The 17066-nt window shown below is 40.7% G+C and carries 14 protein-coding genes; 2 read left to right on the top strand and 12 right to left on the bottom strand.

What is annotated here, in order from left to right; all coding sequences use genetic code 11:
- Positions 1-73: 73 nt before the first annotated feature.
- The 7 genes from LV83_RS20395 to accD all read right to left on the bottom strand — a co-directional run bounded on the left by LV83_RS20395 (position 74) and on the right by accD (position 6997).
- Positions 74-1402 carry a pseudouridine synthase gene (locus LV83_RS20395; RefSeq protein WP_111613417.1) on the bottom strand — a complete coding sequence of 443 codons (1329 nt, stop codon included), beginning with the start codon at positions 1400-1402 and terminating at the stop codon, positions 74-76.
- A gap of 155 nt (positions 1403-1557) precedes the next feature.
- Positions 1558-2370, bottom strand: a complete 813-nt coding sequence (gene murQ, locus LV83_RS20390) for an N-acetylmuramic acid 6-phosphate etherase (RefSeq protein WP_111613416.1) — start codon at positions 2368-2370, stop codon at positions 1558-1560.
- Between the two features lie 45 nt (positions 2371-2415).
- On the bottom strand, positions 2416-3258 hold the full coding sequence (locus LV83_RS20385; protein WP_111613415.1) for an N-acetylglucosamine kinase: 843 nt from the start codon (positions 3256-3258) through the stop codon (positions 2416-2418).
- Positions 3259-3486, bottom strand: a complete 228-nt coding sequence (locus tag LV83_RS20380; RefSeq protein WP_111613414.1) for a cytochrome b5 domain-containing protein — start codon at positions 3484-3486, stop codon at positions 3259-3261.
- Positions 3486-4637, bottom strand: coding sequence for a formimidoylglutamase (locus tag LV83_RS20375; RefSeq protein ID WP_111613413.1), 1152 nt, complete (start codon positions 4635-4637; stop codon positions 3486-3488). The genes LV83_RS20380 and LV83_RS20375 overlap by 1 nt, the downstream gene beginning before the upstream one ends.
- An 83-nt stretch (positions 4638-4720) precedes the next feature.
- Positions 4721-6022 carry an NADH:ubiquinone reductase (Na(+)-transporting) subunit F gene (gene nqrF / locus LV83_RS20370; RefSeq protein ID WP_111613412.1) on the bottom strand — a complete coding sequence of 434 codons (1302 nt, stop codon included), beginning with the start codon at positions 6020-6022 and terminating at the stop codon, positions 4721-4723.
- 132 nt (positions 6023-6154) lie between these two features.
- The gene (gene accD, locus LV83_RS20365) at positions 6155-6997 is read right to left on the bottom strand and encodes an acetyl-CoA carboxylase, carboxyltransferase subunit beta (RefSeq protein WP_111613411.1); all 843 of its coding nucleotides are present in this window, start codon (positions 6995-6997) and stop codon (positions 6155-6157) included.
- Positions 6998-7222: 225 nt separating this feature from the next.
- Between accD and LV83_RS20360 the strand changes: the two genes are divergently transcribed.
- Positions 7223-8857, top strand: coding sequence for a carbon starvation CstA family protein (locus tag LV83_RS20360; RefSeq protein WP_111613410.1), 1635 nt, complete (start codon positions 7223-7225; stop codon positions 8855-8857).
- A 10-nt stretch (positions 8858-8867) separates the two neighbouring features.
- Here LV83_RS20360 and LV83_RS20355 read toward each other — a convergent pair whose 3' ends face one another.
- The 5 genes from LV83_RS20355 to LV83_RS20330 form a co-directional block, all read right to left on the bottom strand.
- Positions 8868-9974: a hypothetical protein gene (locus LV83_RS20355; protein WP_111613409.1), complete on the bottom strand. Its 1107-nt coding sequence runs from the start codon at positions 9972-9974 to the stop codon at positions 8868-8870.
- 142 nt (positions 9975-10116) lie between these two features.
- Positions 10117-10662, bottom strand: a complete 546-nt coding sequence (locus tag LV83_RS20350) for a hypothetical protein (RefSeq protein ID WP_245947117.1) — start codon at positions 10660-10662, stop codon at positions 10117-10119.
- A gap of 385 nt (positions 10663-11047) precedes the next feature.
- The gene (gene infB, locus LV83_RS20340; RefSeq protein ID WP_111613406.1) at positions 11048-13930 is read right to left on the bottom strand and encodes a translation initiation factor IF-2; all 2883 of its coding nucleotides are present in this window, start codon (positions 13928-13930) and stop codon (positions 11048-11050) included.
- Positions 13931-13992: 62 nt separating this feature from the next.
- Positions 13993-15237, bottom strand: coding sequence for a transcription termination factor NusA (gene nusA, locus LV83_RS20335; RefSeq protein ID WP_111613405.1), 1245 nt, complete (start codon positions 15235-15237; stop codon positions 13993-13995).
- A 5-nt stretch (positions 15238-15242) separates the two neighbouring features.
- A complete protein-coding gene (locus tag LV83_RS20330; protein ID WP_111613404.1) occupies positions 15243-15719 on the bottom strand; it encodes a ribosome maturation factor RimP in 477 nt (158 codons plus the stop codon).
- A gap of 318 nt (positions 15720-16037) precedes the next feature.
- Between LV83_RS20330 and LV83_RS20325 the strand changes: the two genes are divergently transcribed.
- Positions 16038-17066 carry a rod shape-determining protein gene (locus tag LV83_RS20325; RefSeq protein WP_111613403.1) on the top strand — a complete coding sequence of 343 codons (1029 nt, stop codon included), beginning with the start codon at positions 16038-16040 and terminating at the stop codon, positions 17064-17066.

Genomic DNA, 17066 nt, shown 5'->3' with positions numbered 1-17066 from the left:
TGGTACGATCACCTTGAGGATTAAAAAGAGAGCGCGAAATGAAAAAAGCTCCCAAATTGGGAGCTTTTAATGCTTATATGAAGAACTTCAATCGAATCACTTCCTGCTCGGAGAGGAATCGATAATGGCCACGTTTCAAGTCTTTCTTATCTAAACCCGCATAAACCACACGATCAAGCGCAGTCACCTCGTAGCCTAAATGAGCAAAGATTCTACGTACGATTCTATTTCTTCCCACGTGAATCTCCAAACCAAGGATAGTACGATCCAATGACAATACTTGCATATCATCTACCTCGACTTTACCATCTTCCAATGTCAAACCTTCGATAATTGCTTCCTCGTCTTTCTTGGTGAGCGCCTTATCCAAGGTCACCTGATAGATCTTCTTAATCTCATTGGAAGGGTGAGAAAGCTTAGCTGCCAATTCACCGTCATTCGTAAATAGCAAAAGACCTGTAGTATTCCTATCCAAACGTCCAACAGGGAAAATACGCTCTTCACAGGCATTTCCCACTAGGTTCATAACTGTCTTGCGATCCATGGGATCATCAGTCGTAGTGATGAAATCCTTAGGCTTATTAAGCAAAACGTAAGTAGGCTTCTCAGGATTAATCTTTCTTCCTTGGTAAACCACCCGGTCAGTTTTCTTCACTTTGCGACCTAGTTCAGTACAAACCTCACCATTTAGCGTCACCAGACCACTAGAGATAAGATTGTCAGCTTCTCGTCTACTGCAAATTCCAGAATTAGCGATGTATTTATTTAGACGAATAAGGTTTTCCTCATTCTCTAATTTTTTCTTTTTCTGTGGCAGAGAGTCAAAATTATAATCAGGTCTCTCCACGTTAGTATCTTGATCTACAAAACGCTTCTTTCCAAAACCTTTGCTTTCTTTCTTATCAGACTTGTAAGTCGGTCTACCTGCAGCGAAAACTGGCTTCTGATCCTTACCGCGACCCTTATAAATAAGTCCTTCCGGCTTTTCAGAAGATTGTGGCTTACCTCCTTTAGAATCTCTAGTATAAGGCTTTGGCCCTGAGGATTCTTCTTTTTTTGCGAAAAATGGCTTCTTGCTTTGACCAAAATCTTTCTTTTCAGTCAAGTCAGCTTCTGGGTCTTTCTTAGGTCCAAAATTAGATTTAGAACCAAATTTCTTCTCTCCTAGGGTTTTGAACCCTGATTTTTTATTTGTTCTTGGCTTTTTGCTGAAATCAGAAAAGTCATCCTCACTTTTTTTGAAGGGCTTTTTCCCTGCCCCTGACTTGGAGAATCCTGAATCTTTGGATTTATTGAATCCATCTGATTTTCCTTTGTAACCTCCTCTTTGTCCTGATTTAGAAGAGTTGGAATCTTTTTTTCCTTCGCCGAAAAACGGCTTTTTTGAATTGTTATCTCTCATAGATGTGCAGCATCACTGCTGGATAAAATTGTGAAGATTAAGCGATTGGCATTCAACCCCTTAATCGGGGTGCAAAGATACAGCCTCTTTTGAGAAATCTAATCATCACATACAAAAATATTCCTAACTCATAAACCAGGAACGTTATCTGAAATCTAGCTCAGATTTTTATAAAAATACTCTGTCGCTTTTCTCACTGACCCCTCACTAAGCAATAGTTTATAAGCGGTTTCCTCTTCTAATCCAGTCGCCTCCATGATCATTTTGGTGCCACGCTGTACCAGCTTGGCATTGGAAAGCTGCATATCGACCATTTTATTCCCTTTTACTTTTCCCAACTTGATCATCACAGTCGTGGAGATCATATTGAGAATCAGCTTTTGTGCTGTACCGGATTTCATACGTGTACTTCCGGTGATAAACTCCGGGCCTACCACTGCTTCTATCGGATGCTCTACTTCTTTAGATAATGGTGAATCCGGATTACAAGTAATACTTCCTGTCAAAAGACCTTTTTCTCGTGCTGTTTTCACCCCTCCAATTACATAGGGTGTCGTGCCTGATGCAGCGATTCCGATGACCGTATCATTTTCATTAAAGCCATATTCAAGAATATCATTCCAGGCTTGCTCAGGATTATCCTCAGCATTTTCCACAGCTTTCCGGATAGCTTTATCTCCTCCAGCAATTATTCCCAGCACCATATCAAAAGGAACTCCATAGGTTGGCGGACACTCAGATGCATCGAGAACACCAAGCCTACCACTTGTCCCCGCACCTATATAGATCAATCTTCCGCCTTTCTCCATCCTAGGTACAATCTGCTGAATCAATCCATTGATATTCGGAATAACTTTCTCAACTGCAAGGGCTACTTTTTTATCTTCTCGGTTAATATTTTGAAGAATGGAAGTGACATCCATCTGCTCCAGGTTATCATAAAGAGAAGTGCTTTCGGTTACTTTCATCGTTCTAAATTTTTACTGAGCATCTTTCCAAAACTGGATTCCATTTTACAAAGCTTCTTGATGGTAAAGTGTCAAGCCTGCTATCGGACTTTCAATTATTAAATTTACATTTATCTGGACATCTGCGGCAGCTTTGCGCAGGATATCACTATTATAATATGCGATAGAACCTACAAAATTCACAGGCTTTTCCCTGTAATCCTTATACTTCATCACATGCTGTTTGAAGAAATCCTGAAAGGAATTATAATAAAGCATGTAGCAATAAGGGTTGGATTTATGCTCGGAGATAAATCTGCAAAAGCTCGCCATGTACCGATTTGGAAAAGGCTTTTGATAAACATGCTCTTGTATTACAGTATTGGTCAAATGAAAATTATCAATAAGCTCTTTTTTGATCTCTTCAGGCATCTCATCGTTGATGAAATCTTTCAGAAGTTTCCTGCCAACATATCCTCCGCCTCCTTCATCCCCGAAAATATAACCTGGAGCCGGACGAGAATCTACGATTTGAACACCATCGTAATCACAACTATTTGAACCAGTACCTAAGATACATGCTATCCCAGATTGATGGCCGCAGGTTGATCTGGCGGCTGCGGCGAGGTCATGATCTATAATTATTTTAGCTTTTGGAAAAACTGTCTTTAATGCAGATGAAACTTCATTTTTCCGATCTGGGCTTGAGCAACCGGCACCGTAGAAAAATATTTCTTCTATTTCGCTCTCCAGATTGACCAAAAAGTCACTTTGCATTTGAATAGCCATTTCTTCAGAAGTCTGGTAATATGGATTAAACCCAATTCCCCGATGCTGACTGATCTTGCGATCAGAATGAATTACTCTCCAGTCCGTTTTGCTGGAACCACTATCTGCGATTAAAATCATTTATGCTAGTTGCCCAATGGCTTGAAATTTCTCAAATACTTTTTCTGTATGGGGGGCGTCTGGCAATTCCTCGGTCAGATCTTGCCCTGCCCAATGCTCGTAATGCATGCCTTTCTTCCAAAGTCTAGAACTACTCACATCATATATCACACCTTGAAACGCTACCCAAATCTCAGGTTTATCCTGCCCATTTCGCAAAGCGAGTTGCTGCTTCGTATAAATCTTCATCAAAGCAGCTTGATTTGAGCATTGATCCAACGCTCCGGTATCTCTCCTTTTTGAGCCATCTGATAGTCTGCATAGCTGCATGGAACAGTACTCACTCGATCAAATTTCTCTGTTTCGTTATGTGGAATCTCCATCCACCATTTGCCACTTCGCTTACTTTTATAGAAAACCAGCGTATTTGGCTTCGTATCCAGGGAAACGGTGTACTTGGTATAATCACTGCTTTTAAAAGAAAGGCTATCTTTCCGGGAATAGAACCCTTCCAAGAAGTACCAAATCATCACAGAAACGACTTTAGCAGTCTTATTTGCAGCATCGTCATAATAAGGCTCGTAGCCATAAATTCCGATTGAACTCAGCTTTTCATTTGTTCCTGCAAACCAGCAAATCTGACACGCCTCCTCAGCTGTCAGCCCAAATGGTTCAGCATTCACCGCTCCTGGAGCATCTGCAGACTGAATAGCACATAAGTCAAAGCTTAACAAATCCGCATTTCGAATCAAAGGCTCAACTTCTTTGAACTCGCTTCGCAATTCTCCTAATCGCACGTGCTCGAAATACAACTTTTCCACCACATTGATAAGTGATGGATCTACCAAGAAACTCTGATAGGCCAAATGGGCTGAAGAAAAGAGAAAATTAGGCTGATGAAGTATGATTTCCTGCGTATGCTGATCGGCTAGTGGTCCCTCTTCTTCCATATCCAATTTGGCATCCACTGTTAACAAGCTGACCAACTTTTTCATTTTCTGGTAAGACAAATACTGCCCGTAATCCAAGTCGTGCGAACCTCCAAAGTAAATTGGGAGAATCTGATGTTTCATCAGGTAGTCTCCTACTTCTTGTATTCGTTGGTATGTATCGCTTAGCTTTTCTCCAGAAATCAAATCACCCAAATCAGCTACTCTATATGCCCCAAAGCCTTTTTTCAACTCATAAAGTTTCTCGCGAATCTCACTACTTCCTCTATCCGCACTTTCCACTTTGCCCAAACCTCTATTTTCTTTGATTCCGACAAGGGCTATTTGAACTCCCTTGAGATCGGGAAATTCCTCACCGAAAAAATGGATTTGCTTAAAAAATGAATTGTTTTGATACTTTTTCTGCCAAAGGTATTCGGCTACTGGGTCAAAATAAGATTGGATATTCATAAGGGGTGATAGTCTAAGGTAAAAATAATCAAAAATGGTTCTTAAATAAAAAATCCCGCCGAAGCGGGATCTTTTGTTTTTGATTAACCTCCGAAGTCATCAAATCGGATATTTTCCTGAGGAATTCCCAGATCATCCAGCAACTTCAATACTGCTGAGTTCATCAAAGGAGGGCCACATAGGTAATATTCTACCTCATCTGGCTCAGGGTGATTTTTCAGATAGTTGTCATATAATACTTGGTGAATGAAACCAACGTAACCGTCACCTTCATCTTCCGGAGTTTTCTTGATTTTCCAATTATCTTCTGGAAGTGGCTCAGAGAGTCCAATGTTAAATTGGAAGTTAGGGAAGTCCTTCTCTATATCTCTAAATTGAGGTACATAGAACAATTCTTTCTTTGACCTACCACCATACCAGTAAGACACTTTTCTGCTAGTCTTCTCTGTATGGAAAAGGTGAAAAATCTGCGCTCTCAATGGAGCCATACCTGCACCACCACCGATGTAAACCATCTCACGCTGTGTAGGATTGATGTGGAATTCTCCGTAAGGTCCAGAAATAGTTACTTTATCACCAGGAACTCTTGAGAATACATAAGATGAACAAACCCCAGGATTAACATCCATCCATTTGTTATTTGCTCTATCCCACGGCGGAGTAGCGATACGGATGGTTAGCATCACAATGTTGCCTTCTGCTGGGTGATTTGCCATAGAGTAAGCTCTGAAAAGCTCCTCGTCATTCTTCATGGTCAAGTCCCAAAGACCGAACTTATCCCAATCGCTTTGGTACACATCATCTGGGTGGCCTAGATCAGGATGCGGAGCGATATCCATTCCTTTGAAGTTCACTGTGATGATAGGAACGTCAATCTGAATGTATCCACCTGCTTCAAAATCAAGGGTTTCACCTTCAGGAAGTTTCACCTTGAATTCTTTGATGAAAGTAGAAACGTTGTAGTTAGAGATAACCTCACACTCCCACTTTTTGATACCAAAGATCTCTTCAGGCACTCGGATCTTCATGTCATTTTTCACTTTCACCTGACATGCCAGACGGACGTTACTTTGCTGCTCTGCTCTGCTCAAGTGACCTACTTCGGTAGGAAGAACTTCCCCTCCACCTTCTTCGACCACGCATTTACACATAGCGCAAGTTCCGCCACCACCGCAAGCGGATGGAAGGAAGATTTTTTGGCCTCCCAAAGTAGAGAGCAGGGTAGTTCCCGCTGCAGTTACAATTGGAGAGCTAGTGTCACCATTGATTACAATGTTGACGTCTCCTGAATTGACCAGTTTTGACTGAGCAAAAAGGAGAATAAATACCAGTAGCAGTATAATTACTGTAAAAGCTACGATGGATGTGATAATTACTGAACCCATGAAATTTTGGTTTAATTTTTCTTATGGATTGGCCCAATACGGGAGCACAAATATATTTATTAATCACTAAAAGAGACCAAATCGATGTTCAAATTTGGCTCGAATAATCAAATCCTTTTAGAAGTAACTCTTTTAGTTATTTAAAAGGTTTAGCAGGGTGGTCAATCGACCTTTCAATTGACGACGGTCTACGATGAAATCAAGAAATCCATGCTCCAAGACAAACTCAGAACTTTGGAAACCTTTAGGTAAATCCTTACCAATTGTCTCACGGATTACTCTAGGGCCAGCAAAACCTATCAATGCTTCAGGCTCGGCGATATTAAAATCACCCAACATTGCATAAGAAGCTGTAACCCCACCAGTAGTCGGATCTGTAAGCATAGATATGTATGGAATACCTGCTTGATGTAACAACGCAAGCTTGGCAGATGTTTTAGCCATTTGCATCAAAGAAAATCCAGCCTCCATCATTCGTGCACCTCCAGACTTGGAAATCATCAAGAATGGGATCTTATTTTTCAGAGAATGATCAATAGCTCTGGCTATTTTCTCTCCTACTACCGAACCCATGGATCCCCCAATGAAATTAAAGTCCATACATGAAATCACGATGTCCAAGCCATTCATTTTACCCACGGCAGAACGAACAGCGTCATTCAACTCTGTTTTCTTGATGGTAGCCTCTATGCGGGAAACGTAAGGTTTGGTGTCCGTGAATTTCAAAGGATCACCGGAGGTCATATTGGCATCCAGCTCCTTGAATTTATTGTTATCAAAAAGGATTTCGAAATATTCCTTCGAACCAATTTTTACATGAAAATCATCATCTGGGCATACGTAAGCGTTATTCTTAAGCTCTCTCGTATGAATGATATTTCCGTTTGGGGTCTTAAACCAAAGGCCATCAGGTGCATCTTTCTTCTCAGCTGTAGATGTTTTGATGCCTTTGTCAGTTCTTTTAAACCAAGCCATATTGAGTTTTTAGGTTGTTTTTTGACGAGTCAAAGGTCACAAATTTAATCGTTAAATCCCGTAAATAAAACCTCCTTGGAAATTGGTTGGGAATTCCATTGCTTAAAGGAAAACGAAGCATTATAGAAAATCGCTTTTTCAATGATTAATATTTACCTTATTTTGAAATCAAACAACTAGAATAGGTTTTTCCTCGAATTCCCTTTCAATTCCAAATATCTACTCATGAACCTAGCCGTTCTTCTTCTTATTTCCGCTAGTATTTTATTCTTGGCTTATAAAGTTTACGGCAGGTTTGTATACCGTAAATTTGGTTTGAATGACACAAATCCAGCTCCTTCACACACCCATAGAGATGGAGTGGACTATGAACCAAGCAAGCCAATCGTTGTTTTGGGGCATCATTTTGCATCTATTGCTGGAGCTGGCCCTATCGTGGGACCAATCATCGCAGTGACTTTTGGATGGATCCCTGCAGTGATCTGGATTTTGGTTGGTGGGATATTTTTTGGTGCTGTGCATGATCTTGGAAGTATGGCTACTTCTTTGAAAACCGAAGGAAAATCAATCGGTGTGATCATCCGAAATCAAATTGGTATGAAGGGAAAGCAGCTATTTGTAATCTTTAGCTTTTCTACTCTGATCTTAGTAATTGGTGTTTTTGCAGATATCATTGCAAAAACTTTCGTCACCAATCCGGGTGTTGCTTCAGCATCCATTCTCTTTATTTTACTGGCAATCATTTTTGGGATAGTCAATAAAATGATTGGAGACAAGAAGACTGCATTTATTATCATCTCTGTCATTGGTGTAATTCTAATGTACTTCTTTGTGTATTTGGGAATGAAACTTCCTTTTGTGCTAGACTATAAAATCTGGATTTTGGCACTTTTGGCGTATGCATTTCTAGCTTCAGTGACTCCAGTTAGCATGCTCCTGCAGCCACGTGATTACCTGAATAGCTTTTTGCTTTATGGATTGATTGTCGCAGCGGTTCTAGGAGTTTTCATAGCCAATCCTGAAATACAAATGAGCAATGAAATCCATGTGTCAGACGAAAATCTAGGTTACATTTTCCCAGTGCTCTTTGTAACTATAGCCTGTGGTGCAATCAGTGGATTCCACTCTCTGGTAGCTTCTGGTACGACTTCCAAGCAATTGAATAAGGAGTCTGATGCCAAACTAGTAGGTTTTGGGGGAATGTTGATAGAGTCATTTCTGGCAATAATTTCAGTCGGCGCAGTAGTGATTTTGTCGAGGTCCGAATATGCGGCCAGACTTACGGGAGAAGGGCCGGTAGCACTTTTCTCAACTGGTTTAGGAGGCATGATTGCCTCGCTAGGAATTTCGGAAGAGTTTGCTGTTGGGTTTGTAGCGCTGACTGTTTCAGCTTTTGCTCTCACCACATTGGACACTTGTACTCGATTGGCTCGATTTACCTTGCAGGAATACTTCGAAGACGTACCTCAGGCTGCAGGTCAGTTTTTGGCTAAAAATCGATACGTCTCTACAGGAATCGTAGTTATCTTCTCCATTCTCTTATTGCTTTCTGGAGAATTCACTACGCTCTGGCCAATCTTCGGTTCAGCAAATCAATTATTGGCCGCACTAGCTCTTTTGACTATCGCTGTTTGGTTAATTAAGAAAAATATCAATGCGCTATTCGTGACCATCCCCATGTTTTTCATGTTTACCGTCACCTTATCTTCATTGGGGCTTTTCGCATGGAAAAACTTCAAAGACGAAGTATATGTCCTTTCCATTATCGCAGCACTGCTATTCGTATTAGCGATTTCTTTAATGATTTTGGCTACAAAAAGCCTAAAAAAAGAAGTCAAAGAACCCGCAAAGGCTCTTTGACTTTCTGAAATTATAGTGAGTTAAAAACCTCTTTAACTTTCTTAGGAATTCTCACAGCTACAGTGAAATTGATCAGATAATCTGCGAATGCCGCATCTCCATGTACCTCATTATCTGGAGTGGAATTCTCCATATCTGTCACACTTTGAGTTCTATTTCTGAACAAAGCTATTGGCACATTCATCGTTCCAGTTACATTTCCAAACATGTAGCTAACGCCAGGCTCCACAGAAATAATGTAACCAGGTCTTCTGAATCCTTCACTGCCCCCAAAAGCATCGTGGACAGGAATCCCTTCAATTCTACCCCCAACTGAAGCACCCAAACCATGGATTTTTTCAAAAGAGTGAAAAACACCAGTTCTCAAGGCAAATTGATCAGGAACGCTCATGATTGCTTCATTTGGACGGCTTCTATTGGTAGGAGTACCATTGGTTTCTTTTGGATTAAACATATAAAATCCATCGTAGTACCAGAAGTTGGTACTACCGATATTCCATAGTCCTTGAAAATCCACGATCAAACCAGTACCACCATCACCTAATTGTATGGACTGATCAACTGTCTGCTCGGTAGGCACACTTTCTGGGCCTTTATAAAAAGTACTTGTGGCAGCATAATCTCCTGTAGGGAATTTGATTCCAAGGCCAATGGCTGTGTTTCCTTTCTTAGCCTTTTCTCCAGATAGCAACCAGTATCCAGCACCGATTCTCATATCGCCAAAGCCTTTGGAATAGGTCGTATGTCTCTCAGTTCTGTTATGTTCATAAAGCGAACTTCTTTCATTGTATTGAAAAGGCAGAGAAATGAGACCATAAAGTCGCTCAGAAAAGGCATAACTGATATTTATATCGAGCCCATGTTGATAATTGATCACTTCGGTTCCATCTTGGATCCGATTTGGTTCCTCATGGTTACCTCGAAAATGCCTGAATGACTTGAAATAGCGATAATTGGCACTAATATTCCATTCTCCTTTATTCAATATGTTACCTTGTCCGACCGCATTTCCTAGTCCTGAAAACTGGCGAATGGCGACGCAGCCTTGAGCGAATGATTCAGAAGGGGCAAAGTGAAGAATAGCTAGTATGATTAAGAGTATAGCGTGTTTTTTCATGATAAATTAATTGATTTCTTGACAAAATTTAGGTTTGATTAAATGCTTTATGAATGCTAAATCTTCTGCTTTTGGAAATAGCAGATAGCATCAAACGTCCTCGAAAATCTTCGAGAAAGGTCATAAAGCAGAGTAAAAAAAATTAAGCTATACGAGGTGGTGGGGTAATTAGCTGGAAAAATGGATTTGTATGAGAATAAAAAATAAATCCAGCGAAAACGACACTTGGGGTGATAAAGGGGTTTTGTATTAGATGATTAACTGGTTGCAAATAATCTTTCACCAAAAGCTTAGTGACAGTCTTGCCATTTTGATCTTGTGGAATTTCATCCTCCGTTAGGAAAGAAATCCACTTTTTCACAGTATTATCGAGCACCCCTCGAGCGGTATCTGGCACGACTACCACTTGCAACGTATCATTTTGATATCGTTGCTTTATGGCCCGATAGAATTGCCCATCTTTTTCAAAAGAGGTATTTGTAGGATGAAACTCTTCTTGATTAGCCAAGTAGGGTGCAGAAAGTGGGATTTCCACAAGAGTTTCTTCAACTTCTATGGAGTTTTCACTATAAATAATTGCCTCCCACTTACTCTCCAAATGTGAATCATAGGAGAAATAGAATGCGTAGTAACCAAAGTGGTACATCGCAAAACATAGTAAAAGAAATATGGAGAGGGAATTTTTCAATTCTGGGTTTATTACAAGATGAAAAGTAAAACTATTCAATTTGCAAAACCAACGTTGTGCTAAAAAATTGAGAATAAATTTCCTTATAAACCAATAATCAAAACTTATTAGCTAACATAAAGAGTTACCCAAAATAATATTTCAAAAAAATCAAAATCACTAAAAGTAATAAAGAAGATAATCCGTAAACTTTTAGGACTTTTAACCGATTCATTCGGTCCAAAAACCACAGAACTAAAACTGGACGAATTAAGCCGGCGATTAGGCTCAGCAAACTAAAAAAGAACAAACTCCATAAAAGAATTGAGACAGCTTCAATCATTTTGTAAAACTAAAAAAGGAACAGCTTCGCTGTTCCTTTTGCTATGATAAATCTAAGCGAAACTTATTTCTTACGCTTGATTTCTTTCATTTCGTAGCCTTCAATGGTGTCATCAATCTCGATGTTATTGAAGCCTTTGATAGAAATACCACATTCGTACCCGGCTTTCACTTCAGCCACATCGTCCTTGAATCGCTTCAATTGATCGATCTCGCCTTCGTGAATTACGATTCCGTCTCTGATCACGCGAATCTTGTTCTTTCTGGTGATGAAACCATCTGTAACATATGAACCTGCAACGGTACCAACTTTAGTGATTTTGAATACCTCACGAACCTGGATGTTACCAGTGATCACTTCTTCAAATTCTGGCTCAAGCATACCCTCGATAGCATCTTTGATTTGGTTGATCGCATCATAGATGATTGAGTAATGTCTGATTTCAATCTCTTCCTGCTCTGCCAATTTCTTAGCATTGGAAGAAGGTCTTACCTGGAATCCAAGAATAATCGCATCAGAAGCAGAAGCTAGCAAGACATCAGATTCAGAGATCTGACCCACACCTTTATGGATAATGCTCACTTTGACTTCATCTTTCGATAGTTTCAATAGGGAATCAGAAAGTGCTTCTACCGATCCATCCACGTCACCTTTGATGATAATATTCAATTCTTTAAATGATCCGATAGCCAAGCGACGACCGATTTCATCCAAAGTGATATGTTTCTTAGTTCTTAAGCTTTGCTCTCTCTGGATTTGCTCTCTTGAGTTCGCAATATCTCTAGCTTCACGCTCAGTGTCGTAAACTTTGATGATATCTCCTGCCTGAGGTGCTCCACCAAGACCTAATACCTGAACAGGCGTAGATGGGCCAGCTTCTTTCAGCTTTTTACCTTTGTGATCAAACATCGCTTTCACACGTCCATGATGCTGACCTGCAAGGATGATATCCCCGATTTTCAAAGTTCCAGCCTGAACCATGATGGTGGATACATAACCACGGCCTTTATCCAAGGATGCTTCAATCACTGTACCTGCGGCATTCTTATCAGGATTAGCTGTAAGCTCCAATACTTCAGATTCAAGGAGAACTTTCTCCAACAAATCATCCACACCTTCACCTGTCTTAGCTGAAATGTCCTGAGACTGATATTTACCACCCCACTCCTCAATTAAGAGATTCATGTTTGCAAGCTCTTCTTTGATCTTGGCAGGGTTAGCATTTGGTCTATCTATTTTGTTGATAGCGAAAATCATCGGGACACCAGCTACTTGCGCGTGGTTGATCGCTTCCTTAGTCTGAGGCATGATGCTATCATCTGCCGCAATTACGATTATCGCAACATCTGTTATTTTGGCACCACGTGCTCTCATCGCTGTAAATGCTTCGTGACCTGGCGTATCTAGGAATGCAATTTTATGACCTGTTTTAGTCATTACGTCATAAGCACCGATATGCTGAGTGATTCCTCCAGCCTCATCTGCAGTTACTTTTGACATACGGATGTAATCGAGCAAGGAAGTCTTACCGTGATCGACGTGTCCCATGATGGTCACGATCGGTGCTCTTTCCACCAATTCTTCAGGAGAATCTTCTTCTTCTACCTCGATTTCGTCTTCTATAGACTTGGTGAATTCTACTTCGTAACCAAATTCGTCAGCAATAATAGTAATCGCCTCAGCATCCAAACGTTGGTTGATCGAAACGAACATACCAAGTGACATACAAGCGGAAATAATCTGATTAACAGTTAAGTCCATCAATGCTGCCAAATCGTTTGCTGAGATAAACTCAGTTACTTTTAAGATTTTTGTTTCTTCAGTTTCAAAATCTACATCTCTTTCTCTCTCGGCTTTTTTGTCTCTACGGCTTTTGCCTTTTCCTCCTCCTGTACTCTTACCTTGAAGACGAGCTAAAGTCTGTTTAATTTGATCCTGAATTTCCTTTTGTGTCGGCTCAGCTTTTTGAGCTCTCACCGGAGCCCCGCCTCTTTGGTTGCCAGCAGGACGGTTGCCTCCGCCTTGATTTGGACGGCCACCTGGACCTCCTCCTGGACGATTGCCTTGCCCCGGTCCTCCTGGTTTGTCAATACGCTTACGTGGACGTTTTTTATCTCTTCCTCTTTCATCAGAAGAAGCTACTGGACCTCCTTTTTTCTTAGGTCGATCTGCAGGCAGTTCTATTTTCCCTAAAACAGTAAGGCCTTTAAGTGAGTCAGCTTTCGCAGAAATCACTTGATCCTTTGCCACTGGCGGCACTGGCGTAGCAGGTTGCTGTGGAGCAGGTTTTGGTTGGTCCTTTTTCACCTGAGGAGCTTGAGGTGCAGTTGGTTTTTTAACCTCCTGGGCCGGTTTTGGCTGCGGCTTATTTTGCTGCGGAGCTTGTTGCGGCTTCCTAGAATCTCCATGCTTTTGACCGTGCTTATTTTGGCCATGCTGCTGTTTATGTCTAGGAACAGAACTTGTGTTTTTGCTTAGATCGATTTTACCCAAGACTTTAATGCCCTCTAATTTTGGGGCTTCGGTAGAAACTTTCTCCGTATCGGCTGGCGGAGTAGGTGCGGAAGAAGGCGCAGGCTTTGGCTCTTCGGCTGCTTTTGGAGCAGGCGCCGGAGTTGGAGCAGCTGGTTTTGGCGCTTCCTGAGCTTTTGGTTCAGGAGCTGGCGCGGGCGCAGCTGCCGGCTTTGGCTCCTCTTTTGGAGTTTCGGGCTCTATAGAAATAGGCTCATGGCGCTTCCCTATCGAGAGGTGCGAAGCCTCCTCCTTATCTAGGGCAGAAGATTTGAACTCCTTATTCAACATCTCAACTTGACTCATGTTGATTTTTGAATTCGGATTATTCTCCACCTCATAGCCCTTTTTAGCCAAAGACTCAACTATGGTTGCCGTTCCCACGTTGAGTTTTCTGGCTATTTGGCCTAAACGCATCATTTTTTCTTCTGACATAAGCAAAAACTTCTTTCGAAATCTTAAATAATTAGGGTATTACACGGGGATTATTTCCCGCTCTATTGATCAAATTCTTGTCCGAGTATCCTGAATATCTCATCAACAGTCTCATCTTCTAGCTCTGTTCTACGAGTCAGGTCCTCTTTAGTCAAGCTCAATACGCTTTTCGCAGTATCTAAACCTGTCTTCTTTAATTCGTCGATAATCCAGCCGTCGATTTCATCAACAAACTCCATTAAATCGACATCTTCTTCTTCGTATTCGTTCAATTCACGGAATACATCGATCTCATAACCAACCAATCTACTGGCAAGTTTAATGTTATATCCACCTTTACCTATGGCCAGAGATACCTGGTCAGGCTTAAGGAATACGGATAATCTTTTTGTCTCTTCGTTCGCAGTGATAGAAGAAACCTTAGCTGGACTCAATGCACGAGTGACATACAAATCCAGGTTTTCTGTGTAATTGATTACATCTATATTTTCATTCTGCAATTCTCTTACCACAGCATGAATTCTAGATCCTTTCATTCCCACACAAGCACCTACTGGATCGATACGATCATCGTAAGATTCCACAGCAACTTTTGCTCTTTCTCCTGGCTCTCTTACTATCTTAATAATAGTAATCAATCCATCGTAGACCTCAGGAACTTCATTCTCGAACAAACGCTCCAAGAATACAGGTGAAGTTCTAGATAGAATAATTTTTGGATTTCCATTAGACATATCCACTCTGTGAACGATTGCCTTCACGGTATCACCTTTTCTAAAGCGGTCTTTAGAAATCTGCTCAGCTTTAGGAAGAATAAGTTCGTTGCCTTCACCATCCATCAATAGAATTTCTCTTCCGAGAATCTGATAAACTTCAGCGCTTACGATCTCACCTACCAATTCCTCATATTTATTATAAAGTAAATCTTTTTCAAGATCCTTTATTCGCTGGATCAATGTCTGACGGGCCATCTGCACAGCACGTCTTCCAAAAGCTTGCAGTTCAATTTTCTCGTATACTTCTTCTCCTATCTCAAAATCAGGCTCTATTTTACGAGCCTCTGTAAAACTGATTTTGTCTAAATCCCATATATCCTCAGAATTGTCGTCGACAATTTCGCGAATACGGAATATCTCAAGATCACCTTGATCAGCGTTAATGGTCACATCGAAGTTCTCATCAGTTTCAAACTTCTTGCGAATCATAGCTCTGAACACATCTTCCAAGATACGGATCATGGTAGGTCGATCCACATTTTTAGATCTCGCAAATTCAGCGAAGGATTCTATTAAGACTTTGGCATCCATTTGATTTATTTAAAAGATACTTGTACAATTGATTTCTTCATCTCTTCGAAAGGAAGAGAAATTTCCTCTTCAGTGGCTTTCTTGCCTTTTTCCTTTTTCTTTTTCACTAGTAATTTCACACCAGCTTCTGAAACTTCTAATAGTTTACCTTGAATTTCCTCTCCCGAAGTCAAAGAAATCTTTAGCTCCCTGTTTATATTTTTCTCAAATTGTCTTCTACTACTCAACGGAAAATCTAATCCAGGTGAAGAAACCTCCAGAATATATGCTTCAGGCATCATTTCTTTTGCCTCAAGTTCTTCCGAAACCGCCCTGCTTAACTTTGCGCAAGCCTGGATAGTAACACCTTCATCAGCGTCCAAAAGAATGTTGAGAAGCGTTTTACCTGACTTCTCAGACAATTTCACTTCAACAACGAAATGATTTTCATCCGGAAGATGCTTCTCTACAATCTCTTCGATAGCTTGTTTCAATTCAGTCATAGTATGCATAATGAAAAAGGGGACCATATGGTGTCCCCTCCAGAAACTTTCGAATACGACGCAAAGGTAAAATAATTTTACTCTAAAAACAATGAGGTCTCTAAATCAAGATTTAGAGTTGCATAGGTTTTCTTTCAGAAAAAAAAATCGGACAAACTAAAGCTACCTTAGACTCATTTAATATTGTTACCAAAAAATATCCTGATTCTATCAAATTTGTCCCATTAAGATAATAATTTTGTCGACCCCCGTTTAATATGAATACTTCGCGTAGTATATTAAACTCTTAACTCCAGTAAATACAATCAATACCTAAAAATGGGATTATTTGACTTTTTCTCTAGTGATATTGCAATTGACCTTGGTACCGCAAATACCTTGATCATTCATAAAGATAAAATTGTAGTAGACGAACCTTCAATCATTGCAATTGACAAATCTACCAACCGTGTTTTGGCGGTAGGCCGTGAAGCAATGAACATGCATGAGAAAACGCATGAAAATATTAAAACTATCCGCCCGTTGAAGGATGGTGTGATCGCTGATTTCTATGCTGCAGAGCAAATGATCAGAGGTTTGATCAAAATGATTCCCGGTCAGAAAAAAGGCTTATTCCCTCAGTCCCATCGAATGGTAATCTGCATCCCTTCCGGAATCACTGAGGTAGAAAAGCGAGCTGTACGTGACTCTGCTGAGCATGCAGGAGCCAAGGAAGTTTATATGATTTTCGAGCCAATCGCCGCAGCAATCGGTATTGGTATCGACATAGAGAAACCAATGGGATCCATGATCGTGGATATTGGAGGAGGTACTACGGAGATTGCACTTATAGCTCTTTCCGGCATTGTAGCCGATCAATCTATCCGAGTAGCCGGAGATACATTTACCAAAGATATTCTGGACTACATGCGCCGTCAGCACAACTTGTTGATTGGTGAGCGTTCTGCAGAAAAAGTAAAAATTGCCATCGGATCAGCTTTGACGGAACTAGATGAGCCACCAGAGGATTACGAGATCAGAGGCCGTGACTTGATGACGGGTATTCCGAAGGTGATCAAAGTTTCCTATTCTGAAATCGCCTTCTCACTTGATAAATCTGTTTCGAAGATTGAAGAGGCAGTTTTGAAGGCTTTGGAGATTTCACCACCAGAACTTTCTGCGGATATCTATGACAATGGAATTCATCTTACAGGAGGTGGAGCACTTCTGAAAGGTTTGGACAAAAGGCTACATCAGAAAACGAAGTTACCTATTCACATCGCAGAAGATCCGCTGAGAGCTGTAGTGAGAGGAACAGGCACCGCCTTGAAAAACGTACAAAATTTCCGAACAGTATTGATGACTTAA

Origin of the sequence: Algoriphagus yeomjeoni (genome assembly GCF_003259505.1) — a bacterium.
In the GTDB taxonomy this organism is placed as follows: domain Bacteria; phylum Bacteroidota; class Bacteroidia; order Cytophagales; family Cyclobacteriaceae; genus Algoriphagus; species Algoriphagus yeomjeoni.
Note: the sequence above shows the minus strand (reverse complement) of the source record. Positions and strands in the feature narration are given on the sequence as shown.

What these genes read in the sequence shown, in the direction of transcription:
- LV83_RS20395 (WP_111613417.1), bottom strand. Translation starts at nt 1,402, where the DNA reads ATGAGAGATAACAATTCAAAAAAGCCGTTTTTCGGCGAAGGAAAAAAA.
- LV83_RS20360 (WP_111613410.1), top strand. Translation starts at nt 7,223, where the DNA reads ATGAACCTAGCCGTTCTTCTTCTTATTTCCGCTAGTATTTTATTCTTG.
- nqrF (WP_111613412.1), bottom strand. Translation starts at nt 6,022, where the DNA reads ATGGGTTCAGTAATTATCACATCCATCGTAGCTTTTACAGTAATTATA.
- infB (WP_111613406.1), bottom strand. Translation starts at nt 13,930, where the DNA reads ATGTCAGAAGAAAAAATGATGCGTTTAGGCCAAATAGCCAGAAAACTC.
- LV83_RS20380 (WP_111613414.1), bottom strand. Translation starts at nt 3,486, where the DNA reads ATGAAGATTTATACGAAGCAGCAACTCGCTTTGCGAAATGGGCAGGAT.
- LV83_RS20330 (WP_111613404.1), bottom strand. Translation starts at nt 15,719, where the DNA reads ATGACTGAATTGAAACAAGCTATCGAAGAGATTGTAGAGAAGCATCTT.
- murQ (WP_111613416.1), bottom strand. Translation starts at nt 2,370, where the DNA reads ATGAAAGTAACCGAAAGCACTTCTCTTTATGATAACCTGGAGCAGATG.
- LV83_RS20355 (WP_111613409.1), bottom strand. Translation starts at nt 9,974, where the DNA reads ATGAAAAAACACGCTATACTCTTAATCATACTAGCTATTCTTCACTTT.
- LV83_RS20375 (WP_111613413.1), bottom strand. Translation starts at nt 4,637, where the DNA reads ATGAATATCCAATCTTATTTTGACCCAGTAGCCGAATACCTTTGGCAG.
- nusA (WP_111613405.1), bottom strand. Translation starts at nt 15,237, where the DNA reads ATGGATGCCAAAGTCTTAATAGAATCCTTCGCTGAATTTGCGAGATCT.
- accD (WP_111613411.1), bottom strand. Translation starts at nt 6,997, where the DNA reads ATGGCTTGGTTTAAAAGAACTGACAAAGGCATCAAAACATCTACAGCT.
- LV83_RS20325 (WP_111613403.1), top strand. Translation starts at nt 16,038, where the DNA reads ATGGGATTATTTGACTTTTTCTCTAGTGATATTGCAATTGACCTTGGT.
- LV83_RS20385 (WP_111613415.1), bottom strand. Translation starts at nt 3,258, where the DNA reads ATGATTTTAATCGCAGATAGTGGTTCCAGCAAAACGGACTGGAGAGTA.